20 protein-coding genes and 1 pseudogene are annotated in these 25,220 nt (G+C 53.2%); 7 read left to right on the top strand and 14 right to left on the bottom strand.

Going from position 1 to position 25,220, the window contains the following annotated elements; translation table 11 throughout:
- Positions 1–3: 3 nt before the first annotated feature.
- From BLR00_RS09855 to BLR00_RS09875, 5 genes are all read right to left on the bottom strand, one after another.
- Positions 4–1,140, bottom strand: a complete 1,137-nt coding sequence (locus BLR00_RS09855) for an ABC transporter permease (protein WP_218124322.1) — start codon at positions 1,138–1,140, stop codon at positions 4–6.
- A gap of 36 nt (positions 1,141–1,176) precedes the next feature.
- Complete coding sequence (locus tag BLR00_RS09860) at positions 1,177–2,997, bottom strand: ATP-binding cassette domain-containing protein (RefSeq protein ID WP_074632189.1); 1,821 nt, start codon at positions 2,995–2,997, stop codon at positions 1,177–1,179.
- On the bottom strand, positions 2,994–4,016 hold the full coding sequence (locus BLR00_RS09865; protein WP_074632190.1) for an HlyD family secretion protein: 1,023 nt from the start codon (positions 4,014–4,016) through the stop codon (positions 2,994–2,996). Before BLR00_RS09865 ends, BLR00_RS09860 begins: the two co-directional genes overlap by 4 nt.
- Positions 4,017–4,133: 117 nt before the next feature.
- On the bottom strand, positions 4,134–4,553 hold the full coding sequence (locus tag BLR00_RS09870) for a hypothetical protein (protein ID WP_074632191.1): 420 nt from the start codon (positions 4,551–4,553) through the stop codon (positions 4,134–4,136).
- A 23-nt stretch (positions 4,554–4,576) separates the two neighbouring features.
- Positions 4,577–5,455 (bottom strand): hypothetical protein, encoded by an 879-nt coding sequence (locus tag BLR00_RS09875; RefSeq protein ID WP_143007641.1) that lies wholly within the window; start codon positions 5,453–5,455, stop codon positions 4,577–4,579.
- A 341-nt stretch (positions 5,456–5,796) separates the two neighbouring features.
- Between BLR00_RS09875 and BLR00_RS09880 the strand changes: the two genes are divergently transcribed.
- Positions 5,797–7,038, top strand: a complete 1,242-nt coding sequence (locus BLR00_RS09880) for an esterase-like activity of phytase family protein (RefSeq protein WP_074634248.1) — start codon at positions 5,797–5,799, stop codon at positions 7,036–7,038.
- A 174-nt stretch (positions 7,039–7,212) separates the two neighbouring features.
- On the opposite strand, the gene BLR00_RS09885 is transcribed toward BLR00_RS09880, so the two are convergent.
- Complete coding sequence (locus tag BLR00_RS09885) at positions 7,213–8,151, bottom strand: universal stress protein (RefSeq protein WP_308811290.1); 939 nt, start codon at positions 8,149–8,151, stop codon at positions 7,213–7,215.
- Between the two features lie 156 nt (positions 8,152–8,307).
- Positions 8,308–8,454, bottom strand: a complete 147-nt coding sequence (locus BLR00_RS16680) for a hypothetical protein (RefSeq protein ID WP_176759964.1) — start codon at positions 8,452–8,454, stop codon at positions 8,308–8,310.
- A 102-nt stretch (positions 8,455–8,556) separates the two neighbouring features.
- Here BLR00_RS16680 and BLR00_RS09890 point away from each other — a divergent pair, with 102 nt between their 5' ends.
- The gene (locus BLR00_RS09890) at positions 8,557–9,207 is read left to right on the top strand and encodes a potassium channel family protein (RefSeq protein WP_074632194.1); all 651 of its coding nucleotides are present in this window, start codon (positions 8,557–8,559) and stop codon (positions 9,205–9,207) included.
- Positions 9,207–10,565, top strand: coding sequence for a TrkH family potassium uptake protein (locus tag BLR00_RS09895; protein ID WP_074632195.1), 1,359 nt, complete (start codon positions 9,207–9,209; stop codon positions 10,563–10,565). Before BLR00_RS09890 ends, BLR00_RS09895 begins: the two co-directional genes overlap by 1 nt.
- 188 nt (positions 10,566–10,753) lie before the next feature.
- Here the strand turns inward: BLR00_RS09895 and BLR00_RS09900 are convergent, their stop codons facing one another.
- The 4 genes from BLR00_RS09900 to BLR00_RS09925 all read right to left on the bottom strand — a co-directional run bounded on the left by BLR00_RS09900 (position 10,754) and on the right by BLR00_RS09925 (position 15,715).
- A complete protein-coding gene (locus BLR00_RS09900) occupies positions 10,754–11,953 on the bottom strand; it encodes an NAD(P)/FAD-dependent oxidoreductase (protein ID WP_074632196.1) in 1,200 nt (399 codons plus the stop codon).
- A 144-nt stretch (positions 11,954–12,097) separates the two neighbouring features.
- A complete protein-coding gene (locus tag BLR00_RS09905; protein WP_074632197.1) occupies positions 12,098–13,450 on the bottom strand; it encodes a SulP family inorganic anion transporter in 1,353 nt (450 codons plus the stop codon).
- 142 nt (positions 13,451–13,592) lie between these two features.
- Entirely contained in the window at positions 13,593–14,105 is a 513-nt protein-coding gene (locus BLR00_RS09910; RefSeq protein ID WP_074632198.1) for a hypothetical protein, read from the bottom strand.
- A 1,319-nt stretch (positions 14,106–15,424) separates the two neighbouring features.
- Positions 15,425–15,715, bottom strand: a complete 291-nt coding sequence (locus BLR00_RS09925) for a hypothetical protein (RefSeq protein WP_074632201.1) — start codon at positions 15,713–15,715, stop codon at positions 15,425–15,427.
- Between the two features lie 668 nt (positions 15,716–16,383).
- On the opposite strand from BLR00_RS09925, the gene pepA reads away from it, so the two are divergent.
- The 3 genes and pseudogenes from pepA to BLR00_RS17020 form a co-directional block, all read left to right on the top strand.
- Positions 16,384–17,241, top strand: coding sequence for a flocculation-associated PEP-CTERM protein PepA (pepA, locus tag BLR00_RS16030; RefSeq protein WP_081346713.1), 858 nt, complete (start codon positions 16,384–16,386; stop codon positions 17,239–17,241).
- Between the two features lie 95 nt (positions 17,242–17,336).
- Positions 17,337–18,110 (top strand): transcriptional regulator EpsA, encoded by a 774-nt coding sequence (locus BLR00_RS09935; protein ID WP_107797664.1) that lies wholly within the window; start codon positions 17,337–17,339, stop codon positions 18,108–18,110.
- A 133-nt stretch (positions 18,111–18,243) separates the two neighbouring features.
- A pseudogene (locus BLR00_RS17020) lies at positions 18,244–18,569 on the top strand (integrase core domain-containing protein); the annotation flags it as partial.
- A gap of 736 nt (positions 18,570–19,305) precedes the next feature.
- Here BLR00_RS17020 and BLR00_RS17200 read toward each other — a convergent pair.
- From BLR00_RS17200 to BLR00_RS09950, 3 genes are all read right to left on the bottom strand, one after another.
- Positions 19,306–19,485, bottom strand: a complete 180-nt coding sequence (locus BLR00_RS17200) for a DUF1259 domain-containing protein (RefSeq protein ID WP_081346714.1) — start codon at positions 19,483–19,485, stop codon at positions 19,306–19,308.
- A gap of 81 nt (positions 19,486–19,566) precedes the next feature.
- Positions 19,567–20,973 (bottom strand): sensor histidine kinase, encoded by a 1,407-nt coding sequence (locus tag BLR00_RS09945; RefSeq protein WP_074632204.1) that lies wholly within the window; start codon positions 20,971–20,973, stop codon positions 19,567–19,569.
- A complete protein-coding gene (locus BLR00_RS09950) occupies positions 20,960–21,631 on the bottom strand; it encodes a response regulator (protein ID WP_074632205.1) in 672 nt (223 codons plus the stop codon). The genes BLR00_RS09945 and BLR00_RS09950 overlap by 14 nt, the downstream gene beginning before the upstream one ends.
- 317 nt (positions 21,632–21,948) lie before the next feature.
- Here BLR00_RS09950 and BLR00_RS09955 point away from each other — a divergent pair, with 317 nt between their 5' ends.
- The gene (locus BLR00_RS09955; RefSeq protein WP_256324104.1) at positions 21,949–25,200 is read left to right on the top strand and encodes an efflux RND transporter permease subunit; all 3,252 of its coding nucleotides are present in this window, start codon (positions 21,949–21,951) and stop codon (positions 25,198–25,200) included.
- The last annotated feature ends 20 nt before the right edge of the window (positions 25,201–25,220 follow it).

Here is a 25,220-nt window from a genome sequence, read left to right on the forward strand (position 1 = left end):
GCATCAGTCCAGCGTCTTTCGGGTAACAAACCGCGCTAGCCCCAGCAGGAGAACGGCGTAACCAGAAAGAATCGCGCAGTTCTTGAAAATCAGAGGCCACACGTTGCCTGCCAGAAACAGCGTCCTGATCAGCTCCATGAAATAGGTGGCCGGCAATATCTGACTGACAAGCTGAATGACCGGCGGCACGTTGCGCAGGTCGAACAGGAAACCCGAAAGCATCAGCGCCGGCATGAAACTTGCTAGCAGCGCGATCTGGCTGGCGAGGAACTGGTTTTTGGTCACCGAAGAAATTACCAGGCCGAGACCCAGCGCCACCAACAGGTAGAGCATTGAGCTGATCAGCAGCATCACCAGCGAGCCGTACATCGGAACCTCGAACAGAAAGTGCGCGGCGAGCAGACACAGCCCGAGGCCCACGAGGCCAACCAGGAAGTACGGTATGATTTTCGCCAGCAGGATCTCACCGGGCCGCACCGGCGAAACGAACAGTGCTTCAAGGGTACCGCGCTCCCACTCCCGCGCCATGACCATCGCGGTGAGGAAGGCACCCACCAGGGTCATGATCAGCACGATCAATCCTGGCACGAGATACCAGGTACTGGTATTGGCGGCGTTGAACCACATGCGTTCAATCACCGTAACCGTACCTGGGCGGGAAGTGCCTGTCGCTGTTCCACGGTCTGCCTGACGCTGCATCCACTGACCCACGGCACCGATGATATAGCTGCGGATAATCAGGGCGCGGCTGGCCTCGGAGCCATGCACCAGGAGTTGCACCTGCGCATCGCCTGCTGTGAGGCGGCGGGAAAAATCATTGGGTATGCGCACGATGCCATCCACCTCGCGTGCCAGCATCAGGCGCTCGGCTTCGCGCATGGAGGTGACCGTTACAGGAGAGATATAGGCGGAAAGCTCGAGGCCTGCGATCACATCGGCTGCCAAGGGCGAAGGATCTTCCAGCACAATCGCTATCGGCGCGTTCTTGACATCGAGCGAGAGGCCGTAGCCGAAAATCAGTATCAATACCATCGGCAGACCGATACCAATGGCAAGATTGCTTCTGTCGCGCAGCAGTTGGCGGATTTCCTTGCGAGTCAATGAGATCAGGCGCAGCCAGAAACCCTTATCCATCATCATCTTTCTTTTTCGGCTGGTTTGTCCCTGCCCTTGCGTTCATGGCACGATTTCCCTCGCAGCCATTTCGCTGTCTCTCCGCCGGCCTTGCTCGACGATGCTGATAAACGCTTCCTCCATATTCAACCGGCTGTCTTTTCCACCGGCTTGCGTCCGTACCTCACGCGGCGTTCCGAGCGCCAGCAGCTTCCCGGCATCCTGTATAACGATACGGTCGCAATACTCGGCTTCTTCCATGAAATGGGTCGTAATGACAATCGTTGTGCCTACTTCCGACAGCGCGGCGATACGCCGCCAGAATTCGCGGCGCCTCTGCGGATCAGTTCCACTGGTAGGTTCGTCAAGAAACAGAATATCAGGTTCGTGCAGCAGCCCTACCGCCATCGCGAGGCGCTGCTTGTAGCCGCCGGGCAATTGCTTGCTCGGTGACTTCTCTTTATCCTTCAGGCCGAATTGCCGCGTGACAATACCGATGCGCTCGCGCAAGCGCTCACCGCTCAAGCCATAGGCACTCCCGAAGAACTCCAGGTTTTCCATCACGGTGAGATCGCCATAGAGAGCAAATTTCTGTGATACGTAGCCAATCTTGCGGCGTGCGATTGCACGCGCATGGTGCAGATTAACACCAGCCACCTGAAGGAAACCGCCACTGGCCGGCAAGAGACCGCAAAGCATGCGAAAAGTCGTCGTCTTGCCCGCACCATTTGGTCCCAGCAGGCCGAAGATTTCTCCGCGCCGGACCGAAAACGAGATATGGTCCACCGCGGTAAAATCACCAAACTTGCGCACCAGATCGCGCACCTCGATAATCACGTCACCGGCATAATCTTCACCTTCCCCCTGCCTTTCACTTGCAACTACTTTCGGATGCACGGCGGTTTCCCGCGCAGTGGCATCCAGTGGATCAGCAACGTACTGTTTGCTTAGCAGCGTCATAAACCCGTCTTCCAGGCGTTCTTCTACCGCCGTAACCGGAGCCCCGTCAAGCATGGCATCAAGATGCCGCTGATCGCTTCCCGGGCGGCGAATGAAACGTACGGCCCCGCCCTGCGGAACCGCGTCGATGACGTTCTCAGTATTATCCAGCAGGCGTGTCTGCAGGAAACGCGGTGGCTGGTCTTGCGGCGGCGTCGCGACAAAACACAGGTTGCGGGCATGATGGCGGATTTCAGCCGGGGTTCCCTGGGCCACGAGTTTGCCTTCATGCAGCACGAATACCTTGGCGCAGCGCTCGGCTTCATCGAGGTAGGCGGTACTGACGAGGACGGTCAATTGCTCATCATCTATCATTTGCTGAACGATTTCCCACAACTCCCGGCGCGATAGCGGATCAACACCCACCGTCGGCTCATCCAGCAGCAGTAATTCCGGCAAACGCACTAATGTGCAGGCCAGACCCAGTTTCTGCTTCATCCCCCCGGAGAGCTTGCCCGCAAGGCGTGCGGTAAAGCGCGTCAGATTAGTCATTTCCAGAAGCCGTGCGTAGCGTTTCAGGCGCATTGCTTGCGGCACGCCATGCAGATCGGCATAGAGATCGAGGTTTTCCTGCACGCTGAGATCTTCATACAGACCAAAGCGCTGCGGCATATAGCTAATGCGATCCTGAACCGCCTGCGGGTCGGCCGCAACATCGATACCCAATACATGAAGCTGCCCTTCATCGGCTTTCATCAATCCAGCCATCATCCGCAGCAAGGTGGTTTTACCCGCGCCATCGGGACCTACCAGCGCCGTAAGCGAGCCTGCCTGTACGTCCAGCGAGACGTCGGTGACAGCGTGAACCGTCTGGCCGGATTCCTTGATCAGAAAACGCTTGTGGAGTCCGCACGCGGCTACCGCCGTCGTGTATGGGCGCGTCACTGCGCTGCTCCGGCCACATCACGATGATTTTCCAGGAATATACGAACGGTGGCGGGCATGCCCAGGCGCAAGCGGTCTTCCGCATCTTCAACAAAGACACGAACTTCATACACCAGGCTGGTGCGCAGCTCTTCAGTCTGCACCATTTTTGGAGTGAATTCGGCTACCGAAGAAATGTAACCCACGTGACCCCGAATCGACTGATCCGGATGGCTGTCAGTAGTCACGCGCGCGCTCATACCCGGTTTGATCCGCCCCAGATCCACTTCCGTGACATACGCGCGCACCCATTTCGGGTCGGTGATCGCGAGCGCATAGACCGGCCGTTGCGGTGAGGCCATATCGCCAGGCTCCAGCAGGCGTGAGCGTACAACGGCATTGATGGGCGCCTTAAGCTCGGCCAGGCTGAGCTGATGTTTGAGTAAAGCCAGTTCAGCTTTGGAAACATTCAGTTGTGCCTCAGCCTGGGCGATGTCTTCCTTGCGTGGACCGATCACCGCCAGCTTCAGTGCCTTTTTGCGATTTTTCAGCAGTGCCTTGAAAACTTGGCGGCGCGAACGCGCATGGTCCAGATCCTGCTGGCTGATCGCCTCACCAGCCGTTTTTTCCACATTCTGCAGCCGTTTGAGCTGTTGCCCGGCAAGATCCGCCTCGGCCTGGGCGGAGGCAACGTCAGCTTTGGCCTGATCCACCTCTTCGGGGCGGGTACCATTCTTCAGCCGCAACAAGACCTGCTCCTGTACCTCGATCCCCGCTTGGGCCTGGGCAATCTGCAGCGCCAGGGTACGTGTATCGAGCGTGGCCAGCACTTGTCCTGCCTCGACCCGATCGCCTTCCTGCACGCGCATTTCAGCGATCCGTTCACTGCCATTGAAAGCCAGTGAAACCTGGCGGATGTCGACGTTGCCGAACAGTTCCAGCGTATTCGTATCGCTCTCCTGGCGGAAGAAAGACCAACTCGCCAGCGTTACAACGGCGACGGCCAGCATAATGGCGACTACGATACGTCTCTTATTCATGAGTAGATGGGAAATTGTGGCATTGCGACACTGAAATCAATAATAAAGGTCTACCGGCGAACCAGCGAAAAACCGGAACGTCATTGCGAGAGTCATGAGTCTGCCAGTTTCAGATTGTCATGATTCCGAATCGGAGGATTCGACAATAGCCGCGGCGGCATCTTCCAGCGCGACGACTGCGGCGGGAATTCCCGCGACGTTGCCGGATGTCACCGCGCCGGCGAAGAGAATGAGTGCGGACGCGAGATCAAGCGCTTGTTTAAAGATTGCAATGCGCCGCATCGCCGACTTTGCTTTTTTTACGCTGGACTGCAGGCGAGCAAGCGGTGTCCTGCTCTCGGCCAGTACCAGCCCTATCGCGTTAGTATATATGCTGGACGCGGCGTTCAAAAGCGTGATTTCGCGGTCATCGAGCTCGGTCCATTGGCTTGGGGTCAGACTGGCTCGATTTTGGATGCGCCAGTTTCCGAGTGCAATTGCGGCATCGCGAAACAGGTTACCCAGCTCAAAAGCATCATCCGGCGTAAGTTTTTCCATGCCCTGTCCTTCTTTCCTTCTTTTTATCGTGAAACGTCAAGCAAGTTCCGGTAGGCGGTCCGAAGTTCGTCGATGGCTGGCTTGAACTGCCGGCCAAAATCATCCTGACCGATCCTGTTCCGGTGATCGTAAAGATATTGATGGCCTCCCGCGATTTTCTCCAGCACCGCATCATAGCGCTGCGCACTCCGGATGCGATTGTCCACGCGGTCCAATGCTTCCACCCTGGCTTCTTTTGCGAGCGCCATTGCGACAGGCTCCACGGGATTATCCGGCGCCAGCATAAAGTTATCATAGTATCGCCCGGCCAACGCAGATTCTGTCTGTAAATCAGCCACGATGCCGCTCTTCACAATCTTGCGAGTAGCCGCTATCACGTCCTGAAGGGGTTGATTGCCATCATGGATAAGTCGTTTCATTTCATGCTGCCGGTATAGTGTCGTAACAGTACGTGCGAGCAGAGTCGAGAGTGCGCCGATAGCTTCTTTCTCGTTACGGTCCAGTAATGTTGCCTCATTGAGGCTGGAGCTGAGATCGTCAAGCGATCTGTCGAAGGTTCTGATATCGCCTGCGGCAAGATTGCCTAGACCCTGCATATAGTCTGTCACGGTTTGCTGGAGTAAATTCAGGCTGGCGCGCTGTGCCTCCCGGCGAATTTTCATCGTCTCCAGATCGCCGTGGAATTTTTGCGGCTGATACTGCTTGCGTCTATCAAGCGCACCGATATAGTCTCTGGTGAGCGTCTCATAGCCGGCGGCATTCACGGAAAGTGAAGCAAACGTCCTGACTTCCTTGAAACTGGCGCATCCAGAGATGCCCGCCGTCAGTAGTACGGCGGCGACTGTGACTACGGTCAATCGGAAACCACCGCTTATCATTCGTATATGAGAGATGCTAATCATACGTCATTTTCTTGTGAGAATCATGCGAACGGCAGGCCGTGACAGCTGATGGTTATCCGCTACGCCGCAATATAGCCGGAATTCCAATGTGGGTAAACCTGCTTATGATCTCCAAGGAATCCATGCTTTTGCCAGCTGGGGCACGATGCCGCCTTGGAGGATGAGAAATCCCAAACTTGAGAGAGTGGGCGACTCGAAAGTAAGCACCGGAATAGGTAACAGTCGTGTGCTCAGCGTATATTTCCCACGCTTAAGGAACTTCACGGTAGCGCCCGATGACTTCTGATAAAGTCCCGCTCATGAAAATAATCATCAATCCGTTTCGTGGCAGCAAAGGTCGAATGGCGAAAAAACTCCTTGTGGATCATTGTCTTAAACTGAAAAATAAGCACCTGACCGCCGGATTCAGGGTGGTTGTCGCCGCGGCTTTCGCCGCAAGCTGTGCCGCTTGTATTCAGGGGACTGGCCACGCCGCTGATTTCAGTTTGAGTTATATAGGCCAGCAAATCGTACCCAACAAGACAAGTTTCCTCGATACCAGCGTCGGCGGTTTGTCGTCGCTGGATTATAACCCCTTCACCGATCGTTACCTGGCTATCAGCGATGACCGGAGCAGAACCCATCCGGCGCGTTTCTACGAGCTGTCTCTCGATCTTGCCCGGTTTCAGCGTTCCAACACGCCTGGCATGGCTGGCGTGACATTTCACGCCGTGACCACAATTCAGCGGCCCGGTGGCGGTGCGTTCGAACGCAGCTCGGTGGATCCGGAAGGCCTGCGTTTCGATATCGCGCGCAATAAGATTTATTGGAGCAATGAGGGGTACCGCGGCATTCTTGATTTTCAGAACCCTACGGTGCGTGAAATGAATCCCGATGGCAGCCACAGCCGCGATTTTGAAGTACCCGCTCGTTACTATCCGAGTGGTTCCAATATGGGATTATTTCCGGGCGACAAAGGCATTTACAACAATCTGGCGTTCGAAAGCCTGGCGCTATCGGTTGATGGCGATACTTTATACACCGCCACCGAAAACGGCTTGATCCAGGATTCCCCGCCTTCCAATATTTTCACGGGTTCGCGTGCGCGCATTCTTGCATTCGACATCGCCAGCGGAAAACCCGGTGCCGAATATATTTACGATGTCGGACCGGTTGTCTTCGCTCCCGCATCTTTCATCGGCTTTGCCACCAACGGGCTGACCGACTTTATTGCCATTGGAGACCGCCAGTTCATTACTATCGAGCGTTCCTTCACGCGTGGTGCAGCCACGCCCGGCAATACGGCGACGGGCTACACCGTCCGGCTTTATTATGCCGATGCGCGCAATGCTACCGATATTACAGGGATGGAATCCATTGCGGGTAGAAGCATCCAGCCCGTAAGAAAAATCCTGCTGCTGGATTTGTCGGATCTGAAAAACACGGATGGCTCGGCGCTGGCGGTCGGCAATATCGAAGGCATTACCCTGGGTCCGCGTTTCAATGGCAAACGTACCCTTGTGCTGGTAGCCGACAATAATTTCACCTGGAATCAGCTTACGCAGTTCATAGCGCTGGAAATCAATCACCTTCAAGGCGATTGATAGCCTTATCGAGCCGACCGTTCGACCGTTGGTGAAACATAGCCGTTCTCCAAGAGCGGCTATTATTGCCCAATCCCTCGAAAAGGTTAAATTGGCTTTAATTTCTACTCCGGCTCGTCATCGCCCTCTTCCTGCATAGAGCGGCCAACTGTTGCTGGATTTAGGTTTAATACTTTATGCTGGTCGAGCGGTGACAACCAGGATATCGCAAGAAGTCTGATCAATCGCATGCCGCGTGACGCTGCCAAGCAAAAATTCCTCGAAACGCGATTGCCCATGTTTTCCCAGCACGATCAGATCCGGCTCCATCGTCCTGGCATAGTCACAGACAACATGCCCAGGATTACCGAAAATCACCGTGCGAGAGTGCGGACGGTTTTCGATCTGAAGATCGGTTATGAATTGATTCAAATCCCGTCGGGCATTTCCATGCGCCTCGATATCATATTGGTTGATCGTATCCGTGGGAACATTTATGTATCGCATTTGCTCTTCGACCACCACGTCAAATACATGCAAAAAAATTACATGAGCATCAGGCGCGATCTTCAGTGCCATCCACGCGGCGCGCCTCGAATTTTCCGAGAAGTCGACTGGAACCAATACCAGGCGATAGGCGCGCTTGGCCTGGTTTTTTACCACCAGCAAAGGAGTTTTAGTCATACGCGCCAATTTATCAGCAGTGTTGCCGATAAATAAATCAGTAAAAAAATTGCCTCCGTGCATACCTATCACCGTTAAATCCGCAGGCAATTCATCTGCCCGGTCAATGATTTCTTCCTCGGGCTGCCCGAATTTGACGGTAGTAGTACAGGAAATTCCGTAATCGTCATGCAATTGGCCGGAGATAAGCCGCAACTCGCCCAGGGTACGCTCTACCAGCATGGACTCCGCTACTGCCGGTGTACTTTTTAGTACAAGCCCAAGCGCGTCGGGCAACCTGGCTTCCTTCACTGTCAATAGGTCGACTGTTTCGCACTTCAGTTCAGCACATAACATGGCGGCCCGTGTCGCGGCGCGGGAGGAATCACCGGAAAGATCGGTTGCGACAAGAATTTTTTTAATGTTAACCTCCGTCGTGCTTATGGGTTCAGCGTCGTGGTGATCCCAAATCCGGCAATTGACTGCTTATTTGTCAGATTAATATCATGATTAATAGCAATATTTTTTACTATTTGCGCCCTCGCCTTTTGGGTGAGCCCGCTACGGGCAGATTGCACGGCTTTTACGGCGCAGGGCGGCGTTGCGTTTTGCCCTGTACTCCAAAAACTACATATTCTGTCCCGTACAACTGCCGGATACGGGATAATCTGTGGTCAGCAGCCAGATGGCTGGAATATGAGCGAGAATGTCCGCCCGGCCAGGTTGCATCCTGCTACGTATACGTGCAAACTCCAGCAGAATTCTATATGGCATTATTATACCCTGCCGGTTAGCCAAAACCGGGGTTATCAAAGACATGCCACGCCTTTGCATTCCATTCTCTAATTCCCTTAATCATCCACTGCGATTCTATTTATGAAGCATACTTATGCCGTTATTGGACTTGGTGTCTTTGGCTCAACGATAGCCCTCGAACTTTCACGCCTGGGCAATGAGGTTATCGGCATCGATCTCAATCCCGGTCTCGTCAGTGAAATCGCCGATAGAATCACCCAGGCCGTGATAGCTGACGCGCGCGATGAGAAGGTATTGCGTGACCTCGGCGTGCATGACTGCGATGGCGTCGTAGTCGCCATCGGCGAAGACATTGAAGCCAACATTCTCGCCACCTTGATTGTAAAGGCCATGCCGAAACCCAAAGTGTGGGCAAAAGCACTTAATCCCAACCACCATCGAATCCTCGAGAAGCTGGGCACCGATCATATAGTGCACCCTGAGCATGAGATGGGCTTGCGGCTTGCCCGCGGCATGGTCTACCCTGAGGTCATGGACTACATCAGTCTCGGACATGACCAGTTTACTGTCGAGGTGCGCGCTTCGGAGCGGCTTGCGGGGCAGAACATGGATGCATTGCATTTGCCGGAGAATGATCTTCAGTGTTTGCTGGTCAAACACCTGAATGAGGTAATGGTGCCGCCCCCACCTCGATATGAATTCAAGCTCAACGATAAAATCCTGTTACTCGGCACTCTCGGCAATCTGCGTAAAATCACCAAGTATCTGTAATGCGGCCATCGTCGCTTTCGCAATGGTTTCAGCTGGCAAAGAAGCGGTTCCTCAGCCTCACGCCACCGCAAGCCCTGATCTTATCCTATGCCGGGCTAGCCATTCTCGGTACCTTGCTGTTGAAACTGCCGGGTGCCAGCCATCAGCCGACATCATGGCTGCAGGCGCTATTCACGGCTGTGTCCGCTTCGACGGTTACTGGGCTTGCCGTGGTGGACATCGGCACGCACTTTACATTGTTCGGGCACTGGATATTGCTGTTTCTGATGCAATGCGGCGGCCTGGGGTTAATGACATTTGGCATTATCGTCATTCATCTGACACGAGGTCAACTGGGCGTGAAACAGCGTGCGGCTTTGCGCGAGACATTCAGTCACACCGGCCAAGGTGATGTATGGCGCGTATTGCTATGGGCGATCGGGTTTACTGCGATCATGGAACTGCTCGGGACACTTTTGCTGGCCTTGCAGTGGGTACCGGAAATGGGCTGGGGCAAGGGACTGTTTTACAGTTTCTTTCATACCCTCTCGGCGTTTAACAGTGCCGGATTTGCGTTAGCGGCGGATAGTCTGACGACTTATGCAGGTAATCCGCTGGTGAATATTGTTATTTCTCTGCTGTTTATTTCCGGCGGCATTGGATTCGTTGTTATCGCTGACATCATAGAAAAAAGACGCTTCAGGCAATTTGCTTTGCATACCAAATTAATGCTGGTAGGCACGCTGATTATAAATGTGATCGCCATGATTGTAATTCTGGCGCTTGAATACGGCAATCCCGCTACGCTAGCCGCGCTGCCCGACTGGAGCGCGAAACTCTGGGCCGCCTGGTTCCAGGCTGTTACTCCGCGTAGCGCTGGCTTTAATACGCTGGATACGGGAGCGCTATTCCCTTCCACCGCATTTTTCATCATGGGGCTGATGTTCATTGGCGGCGGCAGCGGCTCGACGGCTGGCGGGATAAAGCTCGGCACCTTCATTGTGGCGTTGCTGGCAACATGGGCGTTCTTGCGCCAGCAGGAACGCCCCACCATATTTGGCCGCAGCATTCAACTCGATACCATCCGTAAGTCACTGGCAATCATCGTTATCTCCCTGCTTTGCGTCAATATAGGTATATTCTTGTTGACCATAACCGAAAACGGGAATTTTCTTGACTTGGCGTTTGAAGCGGTATCAGGCGCCGCCACGGTGGGATTATCGAGAGGAATAACCGCCGATTTATCCACCCCCGGACAATGCATTATCATCGTACTGATGTTGATTGGCCGGGCGGGGCCGCTGACTATCGCATTTACGCTCTCTCATGCACGCGGAGAAAGTATTCAATACTCCGCTGGCCATGTGAATATCGGGTAATACAAAAGGACCGGCCGGCCAATAACCTCACCCAGTCCCGGCTTACCTGTTCGGCGGCACATTTAATGAAACGGGTTAAAGCGGCCTGCCCATATTCCGGTTTCAAGGTATGCTTTCAGGATTTGGAGACCCCGTTTGGGAGCTGATTTACATGGAACTCAGTGCAGCTAACGGCTGCTTACCGCAGCCTAGCGGAATAGAATTTTCGCCCATCCGGGCAATGTTAATAAAAAAGCTGGATCGGCCGTTTCATTAAACAACCCTTCCACCTTGCCGCGAGTCGTTTCGTTATTACGTGTATGTCTCACCAATTTATTGGTCAAGTACGGCCACTTAAACAAGAATTCGGCTTTACGGTAGACTTCAAACTTGGGCTGGAGGGCGTCCACGCTCCGTGTGTAGGCTTGCGCCACTGCGGCACGGCCCAACTGGCATTTCGCGATAATGGCGTCCGCGGCGAGAATGCCTGTTTCCATCGCTTTCCCGATACCCTCGCCAGTAAGGGGAAATGTCGCGCCAATGCATTCCCCAATGCCAAGCAAACCGCCCTTGGCAAAACGCGTACCGGATAAACCCGTGCGAAGTGGCGCGCCTTTGAGGGGGCTAACGATCTCGCCATCACACATCAGCTCTTGCAAGAGAGGCAGCTTGGCAATAAAATTTTCATAGTTGCGGCGGGGGTTATTGTGTTTGTGCGCGGACCCGAAGAATCCTATTCCGATATTGAATACTGCGTCCGGGCCTGGGAAAATCCAGCCATAGCCGCCTTTGACGGTGGTGTCGAAAACAAATACCAGTTCATTGAAATCTTTTGCCAGCCGCTCGTTACGCACATACTGGCGAACGGCGAAACTCCTGCATTCAGCGCTCAGTAATAAACCCGCACGCTCGATCGGTGCCGGATGAGCACCTGTTGCCAGCAATACCCATGATGCACGAGTGGTGACAACTCCAAGGCCTGTATTGAATTCGATCCGGTAATATTTTCCATTCTCGTCCAACACGCGGATGAAATCATGTCCGGGTGAAAACATGGCGCCGGTTTCGATGGCGCCATTCAACAACAATTCATCCAGCTTTAGACGCTGTATGCATGCGCCGTGCGCACGGACCAGAACGTCACTGCCATCGGAGCTAATCAGGCGCATGCCGTCAACGGCATAGGATATCCCGGCTATGCGCTGGGTCAGCCCGAGTTTGCTCAGTGCGTGAAATGCATCGGGAATTAAGGCATCTCCACAGGTTTTGTCGCGGGGAAATATGGCCTTATCAAATAGGCCAACCGATAACCCAGCGCTGCACAAAGTGCGCGCAGCCGCACAACCCGCAGGACCCGCACCAATGATAATGACATCGTAAGCCTGTTCCATTTGAATTCTGTCAAACATAATCCATTAGAGCAAAGCAGTATGCGTGTTGCTCCTGCAGCAACCGGGCCATACATTATTGTATGGCAGCATGAATCATGACATTTGGCCAAATGGAGCTAGAATCCAATTTGTCCCGTCAGCCTGCGATCCAGTATCTTCGGGTTAATCTGGCCCTCCTCCTCCACCCGAGGAAAATTTTTGCAGGTATTTTTTAATAATAGTTTTGCTGGGCATCTTGTCGGCCTGATTGAGAACAATATAATTAATAAGACCATGTACCGTCATGGCGATCAGCAAGCCTTCGAAAATGCCCACTTTATAGACCAGCAACCCACAAAGGGTGGCAAGAATCATGGCGTATTGGCCGTGACTCGCTACGTGCCACAGTCCCATGATCATTTTCCAGCCGGAGAAGATCATGATGGCCGCCAGCGAAAATTTGGGAAGAAACTCAAGATACTGTGAGTTCATGACAAAGAATGCGACCACGATGCCTATGACAAGAACGGAGAATTTGGTCATGGCGCCAGCCAGTTTATTGGTGGTGCTTTTTGCCAGACCGTCCAGATTGGTCATGCCGCCGAAGAAGCTGGAACCCATATTGGCTATCCAGATAGCCAGCAAGCTGTTATTGGTGTTGCATTTGCGTTTTAGCGGATCTATTTTTTCGATGGCGGCGTTGCTCATGACCTGCTCTATCACGTCGATCACCGCCAGCATGGCAGCAAAACCTATTACGTACATCCAAGTCAATGCACTGTCGAAGTGTGGTATCGGCAGATCGAGACGAAGCTCCACATCATCCACGTGCAACATGGACATGGGCACGAATTGTGCGAGTACTATACTTGCCCCGATCAACAGGAAATAAGGGATCGCTGGTTTCGTGTCCTTGAATTTCGAAAACAGGTAGACAAACATGGCGAAACCAGCCAGCGATATAAGCGCTATCTGGATACGCGCGCCATTCCAGAATGTATCGGTTGATTCCTGATCAATAGGCAGTTCATAGGTAAATGTCAAAAACTTGAGGGCGATCTTCAAGCCAACCCCCGCCAGCAGTCCTTCGACAAGGTAGCTGGGCACCGCCAGCAGAATATATTTCTGCCAATCGAATTTCCATATCAGGCTTTGCATAAATGCAGTCAGGAAAATGACAAATGCCATATTTTCCATGCCAAAACTATGAACTCCCATCGCCAGAACCGGCGCCAGGCCCGCCGCGACGCCAGGTGCGCCAATATAGTTGCCCGGCCTGATGAAAGCATTGATCCAGCCGATAAAACAGGCGAACGCAACGGTTGCCAAAGCGACCTTGATGGGATATTCAGACATCAAGGCAATGCCCACAGTCAGGGGAATCGCCATGGCCCCGGTTATGATCCCGGCCTGGACATCGCGGGCAATATATTTAATCTGAAATGCCGCCGATGCTGATGGATCGGCTGGCGAAGAAACTCGTTCCGTTTCTTGATCGTGTGAAGGTGTGGGTGGTTCGCGATGACTGGATGACATGAATCATTGTCTCCAGGCAAGGGATACATTGGATCGCAATTCATACGACAGACTATTTAAAAACGGAATAATCATTACCTCATTCCGTAAAACTGCCCTGGCAGCCCTTCTTTGTAAAGACGGGAATTCGTTCAAAAATTCCTTAAATTTCACCATTCTTTTTCCTGCCTTTAAGATAATTTTTTGGGGATATGGCAGATTCGGAAATCCGGCGAGAGCGGGTCCTTTTCTGTTCTTCATGGTCGGTTTCAATTCCGCTGTGTGTATCCGGGGAAGCGTGCTGGTGCGGAGTACCTGGCCGTATCGTATCCACGCTTGCCCGAAACTGTATTGCATCCATCCCGCTGCCCAGAGTGAAATCCATCTGACTCGAAGGTGCAAAAGGGGCCAATGACTTCAAAGATGAGGGCATACTATTTTCACGGCCGGATCGCAATTCGGAAAACATTTCGATTATGCGCTGATGATCCGACTCCCTGTCTTGCCTGAGTTGCTGGAAAGCAGCGGCCATGCGCTCGAGCGCTGGTTCCGCGACCACCATGAATTCCGAGACGATTCCACTCATGCTTTGACCGCCCGCATCGCTAATCCTGCGCAGGAGCGCGTGCTGATGATCGGTAAGTGTGATGGTAATGCGCGGCTTTGACGTGGGCATGGCAAACACTCCTGAGGTGATGCACCTGATGCTAGTGCATCACCTCAGGAGTGTCAAGCCCGCCATAAGATCCATCCACGTGATAGGGAGATGAAACCGGCTATAACGGGGTCTGGGGAGCAATGGAACAGTGAAACGACTTAAGGATTTCCGGCAGGGCTTCGAAGCGGATGCAGCTTGCCCCGAGCGACCAAGATAGAATATTTACGCACGTTCAGGCTGCATTTCATTAATTTACGGGCGATTAGTAGGTAATTTATATTATTACTTGGTTCAGGTGGGCAAATTCCTGGGCTGGGTTCCGGAAGCGAATGAAGCCATCGCGCTGACGGTAGTTATAAATTAATCGACGCTAGTTATACATTAATCTCACTTGCGCGCGGCCTATAGACACACCTATAGTTGAAACATGCCTACTCATTGGCGACATATAGGTAAAAAAACTTGATTATGGAGACTAATAGAAACGTAGGTTCCATTACACCTATTCCTCCTCTGGTCGGGGAAACCCCCGATAAAGTCCGTCCTACCAGCGCTCTTCAGGAGTTAAGTGAGTTCTACGAATCCGGATACCTCGAAGATGATGAGGAAATCGAGGTGGGACTAATGATTCACCTAAGCGGCTTCCTCTATAACAATAGGGAGAATAAAGATTAAGATTTACAGGAAAATATTCGGGAGCGGTGCTCTCCTGACCTGCTCCCCGTAATCAGCTACATAGCGCGGCAGAATCCTAGGTTGCAAATTGATGTTGCCGTTCCAGCAGCGTGAAATTGCCAAGGGAACTATGTGGTTGTTGTGAACTGCAATCCTTTCACCGACATCATGAAGCTAATGAATGGGGCGGGTCATCAGCCTCTCCGCGTTCCATCTGGTATGTTCCACCGTCAGGCAATTTTTTGCTGATGATAATCGTTAATGGCAGTGAAAGACCTTCCGGATGGGAAGTCAACTCCTATGCGGATCGCACAGAAGGGTTTTCAGAGAAAAGGATGATATATCAACCGAATGCCAAGGAGACCGATATGAACGACACTCTTTTGTTTTGGGGAACTTTCATTCTTATCATTGTTGCTGGTTTGGGAATACCCGGAATAAATTAAATCTTTTGCAGATAAACACCTCTCCGCATGGGGCGAAAATGCGATCAAAATAGTCGTTGCAATGTTGTAAGGCAAAATTCCAGCTTATTCAAACTAAGCCAAAATATAATTGGCGGTTTTCCCGATTATTTCAAGAGAATTGGTGTCCCCTCTCTATAGCGCGGGCTGCAACTGTGATTTCCAGGCCAAAACGGCGCAGGATAGACTGCGAGCCGACTATTGGGGCAAGAGGTCCGCATCCTCATAATCACCATGGCATGACACAAACGAATGAGTCGTAACAAGGGTTTTCTTATAGCTAAGGAGTATTTTGCGTATGTAAGCCACACGAAGCGCCTCCCATCCCAACGACATACCAAGCCAATACATCCCGATACCTGTGCCAAGCAGGTTCATATCTTCATGGTCGCTCTCGATTGCCCGGAGCATCTTGAGTAACGTTTCATCCTCTTGTCTTACTGAACCCTTGTCCCCTGAGTCGTCCGACATGCTATTCTTGTGCGTCATTTTCTCTCCTCCGCATTTAGTTTTCTTGGATATTTCAAGTATCCACAGGAATTGTAGAATCCTCTTATTACACCTTGCGACGCCAACGACGGCATCTTGACCTGCTGGTCGACTTCAAGGTAGCGATTTTTAATTAGTATCCTATGACAAAACATGAATAGCGTCGGCTGCATACCCACCGCGATCTGAATTGCGCGGAAGAAGCGCGCTCATACCATGTTGGGTCTATCCATTAATTACCTCAAAAACTAACCAAAATCCAGGCAATATTACGCAATTCCTGGTCAGCATTTTCATGACCTTCCTCCATTCATGTTCCGCGGCGTCCAGTTATGAAATCATTTCATCTCATCATTCAAATATGTTGTTTTCATTTATAAGAATCTCCCTCTAGGATGCCATTGCAGTTTGGTTACTTCATGTAATTGAAATTAAGGACTGCTGCCAATTTCCACGCGGCAAACAAACGAGCCCCATCTTCCGTAGACATGATGTCCGGCATGTATTGCTGATAGCGTGTCCGGGGGCCGACTTCTTTTCCCATATTGTTCCGTTTGATGATGACTGGATATAGCTGCGTGGCATTTGCGTAAGTCAATCTATGGAGTGGAAGAAAAGAAGATTTTATTTGAGCAGTTTATTGTGTAATTAACCTGGAGAAATATGTTATGAGGGAATCATATATTTATAAAGATTTACAGACGGCGGGAATAGTGGCGGTTCTTGCTTTTGGGATCAGTTCGCAGGCTTTCGCAACTACAACTTTTACCGTCGATCCGAATGCCGCTTTTGGAGCAGCCGGCGGACCTCACCCCGGTCCCTTCCAGGCAGATCTCATCACTGGCAACTCGTCAACGCTCGTGAAACTGGATACCACTGGACCTTTTCCCGTCGGCACGACCGCTAACGGGGCAGGATGGGTCAATTTCTCGTCCTTCGTCGATGAGAATTCCAATAATGTACTTGGGTCTGTTAGCGGTTTAAATAATAATTGGCAACTGTGGGCCGAATACAGTTATACGATCGCGCTGGATAGTGGCGCCTATGCAAAGCCCAATAGCAGCTACATAGTCACTGGACTGCATGCTGATTTGTGGGTCGATCCTTCAATTGCTTCAGCTACCGCCTTCATTGCCGCGACCAACGGCGGCGCAGCCGCATCGGTCGTCCATGGTGCAGACAGCTTCAAGGTTGCCACTGTAGACTTGATCGAGGGGGTTGCGAACATTAATAGTCTAGGCGGAACCGGTTTTAACTCGACAACAAATTTCACACTTCTTGACCCTCAGGGGAGCGCCCTGTTTACGGCGCCTGTCCCGTTTTACACTGTGCAGTTCCAGAACTTTAACAATACCAGCCAGGGCATTTTCATAGCCAGCGATCATATAACGATCAATAAGGCTAGCGGCGGTGTCGATTTCCTGTCACCCGTTCCAGAGCCAGAAACCTACGCCATGCTGCTGGCTGGTTTAGGGGTAATGGGTTTCATTGCGCGTCGCAGAAGCAACACGATTAACCTGATATAACAGCGTTTCAGCCCGTTTCGCCCCAAAAGGGAACGGGCCAATGGCCCGATAGCGGCAATAATCCAATGGACTACGAATTAATAGGCAGACGAAAAATGATAGCCATTAAAAATCCTTCTTCGGAAGATCAAAATAATGCGAAGTCGTTGCTCCAAGACGACATGGGGGATAGGCGTAACATTTGCACGGCTAGGGTTAGCGGCAAGATGATCCCATTTTCCATTGACCATCTCCAGCGATATTCGCGCATTATTCAGGAAGCGATAGCGGTGCGGCGGCACCTTGACTTGCTAAGATGGTTGCAGGGAGAAGTCCAGCAATATCTGCCCCATGAAATCATGCTGGCCGCCTGGGGAAATTTTGGCGCGAATTTAATTCAGTACGACATTGTTTCCACCCTGCCCGGCGTCAGGACCGCTCATCTGGAACCCGAGCGCCTATCACCGCTGCTACGCGGCCTCTATCAGCGCTGGGGCGACATGGGCAGGATGCCTTGCGCATTTAGGAGCTGCTCCGATACCCTGTATGAAAGCAGTGGCGCGCAATGCGCCTTTGGAGGCATCCTGCAAGGCATGCGCTCATCCCTGCTGCACGGCATCCGCGATAGGCGCGAACACCATGATCGCCTTTACGTAATTTTCAGCTCGCACGATAAACTCGACTGTTCCACCCTGGGCACAATGGCAATTCTGATGCCTCATATCGACGCCGCATTTAGCCGGGTAGCACCCTTGTCCCGCGCATGCCAGCAGATATCGTTCCTGGCAAATGAACTGGCAGGTTCGGATACCGCCCGGAGCGAGAAGGAAGCCGAAATGAGGAAAGACCACGGACGGAGCAAGCACGAAGTCGCAACATGGGTTGAGTAAGATGGGCAAATCCAATACCGGAATAAACAGCACCGCTTCCAGCTATGACACATGGCCTATACGGACCAGAATTTTGGTACTTTCATGGACTGAGTGCAGTTTCGAGTAGCTTGCAAACAGGGGGTGGTGGAAATTCGGCAATCGCTGCCGTCAAGTGGGCGTGCGACCTTCCATGGGATCGATTGGCGATGCATTTGATAAGGCCATGGCGGAGAGTTTCTTTGCTAGCCTGGAGTTGAACTCATTGACCGCAAAACCTTCAAACCCGTACCGAAGCGCCTCGTAGTATTTACCTGGATCGAGAGTTGGTACAACCCCAGGCGACGTCATAGCGCGCTGGGATACGATGCGATGACTTGCATTACTAATCCAAAGGGTGTCGCTGCTTGCGGAGGATGGGCTACGAGCTGTACCACCGATCCAGTAACCGGTGAGAAGGTTTGTGGAGGGGCAAGGTAATATTCTGCATTTGATCTTCGCGAACCAGGAATGATTGCAACTGGATTTACCCTTGATAACCCGTTTCTCTTTCTGGGGAGCATGCAGAATTCGGATTGTAAAATATGTTAGTAGAGCGTAAGGTAAATAATTGCAACAACTTACAGAACTTGTTTGATACGGAATCTGGTTTAATTTTTCAATTAGCTACCTTGATGCCAGTGGGCTGTGGGCAGCAATAAAAAACCCGCCAAAGCGGGTTGATCCGGGGAAGCCCAGACGGTTTACGCTGGCCTCCTATTCATTCGGGTCATTCCAACCCTCAGGAAGCCAGCCCCACCAATGCGGCTAACAGTCCGATCAGGACCAGTTCAAGCATGTTATCATGCTTGGTGCTTTCATCCTTACTGTTTTCCGGTTTCATCTTTGCAGTTTCCATCTTACCGCTCCATATTGATTAATAGCAAAGCTTACGCTTGCCTTGTTAGGTGATTGTTAAATAGTTGTGAACTATTTGTGAAGTATATGTGAAGACCATAGCTTTGTAAAGGAGATTGATTCATGGTGGTCCTCTATTTGGGAGGACGCAGAGTTCGGGATTTAAAGTACGTTAGTAGAATGTAAAGCAAATGATCACAGTGGCTTACAAAACTTGATCGATGCTGATTCTGGTTAAATATTATATTAATCAGTATCTTGTAAAATCCTGACGTACTTTAAATTCCGAATTCTGCAAGACCACCTAAAGTGGGACTCACTAAATTACGTAGAGAAGGACAAAACCGATCAGATCAGTACTAAATGTACAAACAAGTAATGAGACTGTTATGTGCTGGTGGATTGCAACGATGTTAATATTACCCGCCCGAAGTATTTCTAGGATAGGCCGTAGTTGGTTTTCGAGCACTGCGAAGTCACCATCGACTACTGTTTCCATATCAGAACCGGCAAATGCCAACCTAGGCGTTAATCCCCATTTCCTTGTCGACCTTTACGCCATGATGAAAATTGTTCCGGTCTACTTCGAAGGTGATGCCCCCGCTGCTGAAGGAATTTCGACCCTCACCCGCAATCCCGAATCGCCCGCGGCCGTGGCCAGATGGATCCGTCCGCTATGCAGCGAGATAATTTCATGGGAAATGGCCAGTCCGAGGCCGCTGCCTTCAGTGCCAACATTGATGCCACGGTAGAAGCGTTCCAGTACTCGCTGCCGTTCCGGTGCGGGAATACCAGGCCCGTTATCGGCGATAACAAAGACCACCCATCCATCGGCCTGCTGTACATCGACATTGATCCGGCCAGCTGCTGGGGTATAGCGGATGGCGTTGTCAACCAGATTAGCAAGCATTTCACCCAAGAGTTGCCGATCCCCGCGTACCGTCGGCAAAGCGTCCGCGATATCGACGCTGATATCGATCTGCTTGCTCAAGGCGGTGGGCACGAGTCTGGCGACCACATCCTCGATCAACTCAGCGACACCGAAGCATGCTAGATCCAAGGAACCCGTGAGAGCCGCCTCGGCGCGGTTCAGGTTCAGCAATTGATTAGCGAGCCGAGCGAGGCGGATCGTAGCGGAATCCAGTTTCATGACGAGGGCGCGCAGTTGGGCTGGATTGTCGGCGCGCAAGGCCAGCTCTGTCTGAGTCCGCAGTACCGTGATCGGCGTGCGTAACTGATGCGTGGCATCGGCGATGAAGCGTCTCTGGGCCGTGATGGTCCGGCCCAAGCGGTCCATTAGGGCGTTGATGACGTGTACCTGCTCGTGGACCTCCGCCGGTAATTCCGTTTCGTCCAGGGGGCTCAAGTCCTCGTGAGTGCGCCGGGAAATGGCGTCACGAATCCGGCTCAGGGGCGCAATGCCGCGACCCACGCCATACCACACTAGGACGACGATGCAGGTGAGAAACAGGAGTTGCGAGGCCATCATGTAGACAAGAACTTCCTTGGTCAGGATTTCTCGTTTGTGCAGCGTCTCGGCCACCCGAACAAAAAGCACTTCGCTGGCCACCGTGCTTGGCACCGTGTATTCGACCAGCCGCAGGGGCTGGCCGTCCGCTTGGCCGTCGTAAAACCGGGTCTCCTTGTGCGCCCCGGCGCGGGAAAGGTTCGGCGGGAGGATACGGTTGCCGACCAACTGCTCGCCATGCGCGTTTGAAATGCTGAAATAGATGTTATCCACCTGATCAAATTCCAGCATGCGACGTGCTGCCGGTGGCAGGTTGACATTGATCTTGCCTTGCTTAATCTGTACTTGGCCGGCCAGGGTATGGACCGTATCCTCTAGCCCTCGGTCATAGGCCAGATTGGTGAAATACAAAACAATCGCGTAGGCGACCCCAATCCAGACACCGGTCAGGAGCACGATAGGCGGCAACAACCAGAGCAGCAGCCGCTGCCGGAGCGACCAGCGCTCAGAAGTTATCATGTGGTTCCAGCAGATAGCCGAGGCCATGGATGGTCCGGATGCGCACGCCACAAGGTTCCAGTTTCTTGCGCAGTCGGTGAACATAGACCTCGATGGCATTCGCCCCAATCTCTCCATCCCAGTCGCTGATCTGCTGAGCGAGCCGCGTCTTGATCACGACCTGTCCGACATGCTGCATGAGAGCCTCGAGAATGGTCATCTCACGCACCGAAATGTCCATCGGCTGGCCGTGCAGCGACAAGACGTGACCGGTCGAATCCAGTTCCAGCGGACCGTGTACCAGCCGCACCAATCCCCCCGAAGCGCGGCGAATCAACGCCCCAATGCGGGCTTCCAGTTCCGGTAAGGCGAAGGGTTTGGTCAGGTAGTCGTCGGCACCAATCTTGAGCCCTAGGATGCGCTCGTCGACGCCGTCGCGGGCCGTCAGCACAAGGACAGGTGTGCGATCCTGGCGACCACGTAATCGCCGCAACACTTGGATGCCGTCGAGATGCGGCAAGCCAAGATCCAGCACCACCAGATCATAGACACCTACCGCTAGAGCATTATCGGCAGTGCAGCCATCCGCCACAGGATCGACGCCATAACCGGCTTGGCGTAGTGCTTGGAAGAGTGTATCGCGAAGGGCGTTGTCATCCTCAACTAGGAGAATTCTCATCGTGTCTGCCTATGCTTCGAATTGATGAAAGAACTTTGTAAGAATTCCCTTGCTATGATACGCGCCCTCATAGTTTTGAGGAAAGCGGTCATTCTTTAGGTGAAATTCATTGCAAAAGATGAACAATGTACTTTGCTGGCTCGGTCGTGCCGCCGGCCACGGTGCTCGGGGCAGCATCTTGCCCGCCCCCGTTAGTAGTGTTGGGGCTAATGTCGATGCTGTGGTGCCTGGCGGTAAAGTGATTATTAACTCCTTCAATGGCATGCGCACAATGCGTGCCATTGAAGGAGCTGAAGCTCATCGAACTGGGTAGGTTAATGTTAGCCTCGATCGTACGCCTCATGCTTCGACATCGCCTGGTAGTGGTAGTGGTGTCGCTTGCGCTGTGTGCCGGAGGCATTTTTGCCGCGAAGAATCTCTCGGTCGATGCTTTTCCCGATGTGACCAACATTCAGGTGCAGGTCGCCACGGTGGCGGTCGGGCGCAGTCCGGAGGAGATCGAGCGCCTGGTTACGGTCCCCGTGGAAATCGCCATGACTGGCCTGCCTGGGCTGGTGGAGATGCGCTCCCTGAACAAGAGCGGGTTGTCGCTTATCACCCTGGTATTTACCGATAAGACCGACGTTTTCTTTGCGCGCCAACTGGTGATGGAACGCTTGATCGAGGTTTCTCCCCGGCTCATACCGGGGATTACGCCGGTGCTTGGGCCCGTATCCACCGGTCTGGGTGAGGTATACCAATACACCATCGATCATCCCAACGACGGCCAGCGCGCGCTAACCGTTGAGGAGCTGACCGAACGGCGCACGGTCCAGGATTGGGTGGTGAGGCCGCTGCTGCGCTCGGTCCAGGGTGTGGCGGAGATCAATACCATCGGTGGCTATGCCAAGGAGTACCAGGTGCTGGTCGACCCGAACCGGCTGCGTCACTATGACCTGACGCTGGCAGCGGTCGACCGGGCCATCGCCAGCAACAATGCGAATTCCAGCGGCAACATACTGCCCTTGCACGCGGAGCAATACCTGATCCGGGGCGTCGGCCTGATCCGCACACTGGACGATATCCGCAATATCGTGCTCAAAGAGCTGGACGGCATACCGGTATACGTGCGCGACGTGGCTGATGTGCAGTTCGGCGGGGAGGTACGCCAGGGAGCCGGTATAAAAGGGGGCTATACCGAGTCGGTAACCGCTATGGTGATGATGCTGCGCGGCGGCAACGCCAAGGACATCGTTGGGCGGGTGAAGGAAAAGGTTGCCGAGATCAATGAGCGCAACCTGTTGCCGGGGGGGCTCCAGATCGTGCCTTTTTATGACCGGACCGTTATGGTGGATGCCGCGCTGGAGTCCGTGTACCGTGTATTGATCGAGGCGCTGGTCTTCGTGATCCTGGTAATGATTATCTGCCTGGGTAATTGGCGCGTGAGCCTGGTGGTGTGTGCGACACTTATCATCACGCCGCTGGTCACGTTCATGATCATGAACTATCTGGAAATTCCGGCCAATCTGATGTCGCTGGGCGGGCTGACGATCGCCATCGGGCTGATGGTCGATCCCACCGTAGTCGTAGTGGAGAATATCTTTCTGCGCCTGAGCCACGCCACCGGTGACGAGCCGAAGAGCGAGACGATTGCGAAGGCAGCAGCCGAGGTGGGGGCTCCGGTCATCTACGGCATCATCATCATTGTCCTCGTGTTCCTGCCGCTGATGTCGCTGCAGGGCATGGAAGGCAAGATGTTCAGCCCGCTTGCCGTCACCATTTCCATCGCGCTGCTGGTGGCGCTGGTCGTCTCGGTGCTACTGTCGCCGGTGCTATGCGACTATGCTTTGAAAGGCGGCAGCGAGGAGGACACCAAGATTGTCTCTATTCTCAAGACTCTTTACTTGCGCCTGCTCTATTTAGCGTTGAGGAATCCCAAGGCCACTGCCATGGTATCGGTAGGCTCTCTTTTGCTGGCGGTCGGCCTGTACCCGTTTCTTGGTAAATCTTTCATTCCAATCATGCAGGAGGGCGCGGTGACGCCCGTGATTATCCGCGCACCCTCGATTTCGCTGGATAAAGCGATTGAGTTGGAAATGGAAGCAACACAATTAATTGCCAAAGTGCCGGGTGTGGTATCGGTGGTATCCAAACTCGGGCGGGGTGACTCGCCCGCCGACCCGGCGTCGCAGAATGAGTCTGACCCCATTGCGTCTCTGGACCTGGAGGGATCCGGCCGCACCCAGCAAGAGATCGAGGAGGATATCCGCAAGGCGCTGTTGGTGTTGCCTGGCGTGAATATCGCGTTGTCGCAGCCGATCGCGCAGCGGGTGGACGAGATGGTGACCGGGGTGCGCTCGCAGGTCGCGGTCAAGATCTTCGGCGACGATCTGGAAGAGTTGCGCAAGTTGTCCGAGCAGGTGGCACGGATCGTCAAGTCGACGCGCGGTGCGCGCGATCTCCGCATCGAACGCCTGTCAGGACAGCAGGAATTGACCATCGATATCGACCGCCGTGCCATTGCCCGCTACGGTCTCAATGTTGCCGATGTGAACGAGCTCATTGCAACTGCCATCGGCGGCAAGGCGGTTACCCAGGTATTCGAGGGTGAGCGGCGTTTTACGCTCCTTCTGCGTTTTCCCGAGCAATTCCGCAACGATGTGGAATCTATCCGTGCACTGTTACTGCGGTCACGGGGGAGTGCCGGGCCCGAGGGCATAATGGCGCGCGGCGGTTTATTGGTGCCGCTGAGCGCTGTGGCGGATATCCGGGTCATCGATGGCCCGGCAATCGTCTCGCGTGAGTATGCCAAGCGCCGCGTGGTGGTCGGCGCTAATGTGCATGATCGTGACCTTGGCGGTTTCGTTGCCGAACTGCAGGAGCGTACCGCGAAGGAAATCAAATTACCCTCTGGTTACTATTTTGTCTGGGGCGGGCAGTTCGAGAACATGGAGCGCGCCATGGCCACTCTTGCGGTGATCGTGCCGATTACCTTCGCCGCGATTTTCTTCCTGTTGTTCATGCTGTTTGGTTCGGTCAAGCTTGCCGCGCTTATCTTTACGGCTTTGCCATTCGCTTCCGTCGGCGGTGTTGTCGGCCTTTTTATCACCGGCGAGTATCTATCGGTACCGGCATCGGTGGGTTTCATCGCAGTATGGGGTGTAGCCATATTGAACGGTGTGGTATTGATTTCTTTTATCAAGGAACTGCGCGAACAGGGACTCAGTGTGGCCGATGCGGTGAAAACCAGTTGCGAGGCGCGCTTCCGTCCCGTGCTGATAACCGCCGCAGCCACGATACTGGGCCTGGCGCCATTCCTGATCGCTAGCGGCCTTGGTTCCGAGGTACAGAAGCCGCTGGCCATCGTGGTGATCTGCGGACTGATTACTGCGACGGTGATGACGAAGGTGGTAGTGCCCATGTTGTACCGCTATTTCGACCCGCTACCTGATGTCGCTGACAAGGATACCGCTACGCCACCAGCTGATGTACCTGACAAGGACATCGCTCAAGAGACCAGCCATCGCCCCAATTTACTCGCCAGAATACGCGCGAGATTCACGAGAAGTTCACAAGCTCCCGGCGCATGATTTGTCCCGTATTCAAGGAG

Origin of the sequence: Nitrosospira multiformis, from assembly GCF_900103165.1 — a bacterium.
Taxonomy (GTDB): Bacteria; Pseudomonadota; Gammaproteobacteria; order Burkholderiales; family Nitrosomonadaceae; genus Nitrosospira; species Nitrosospira multiformis_D.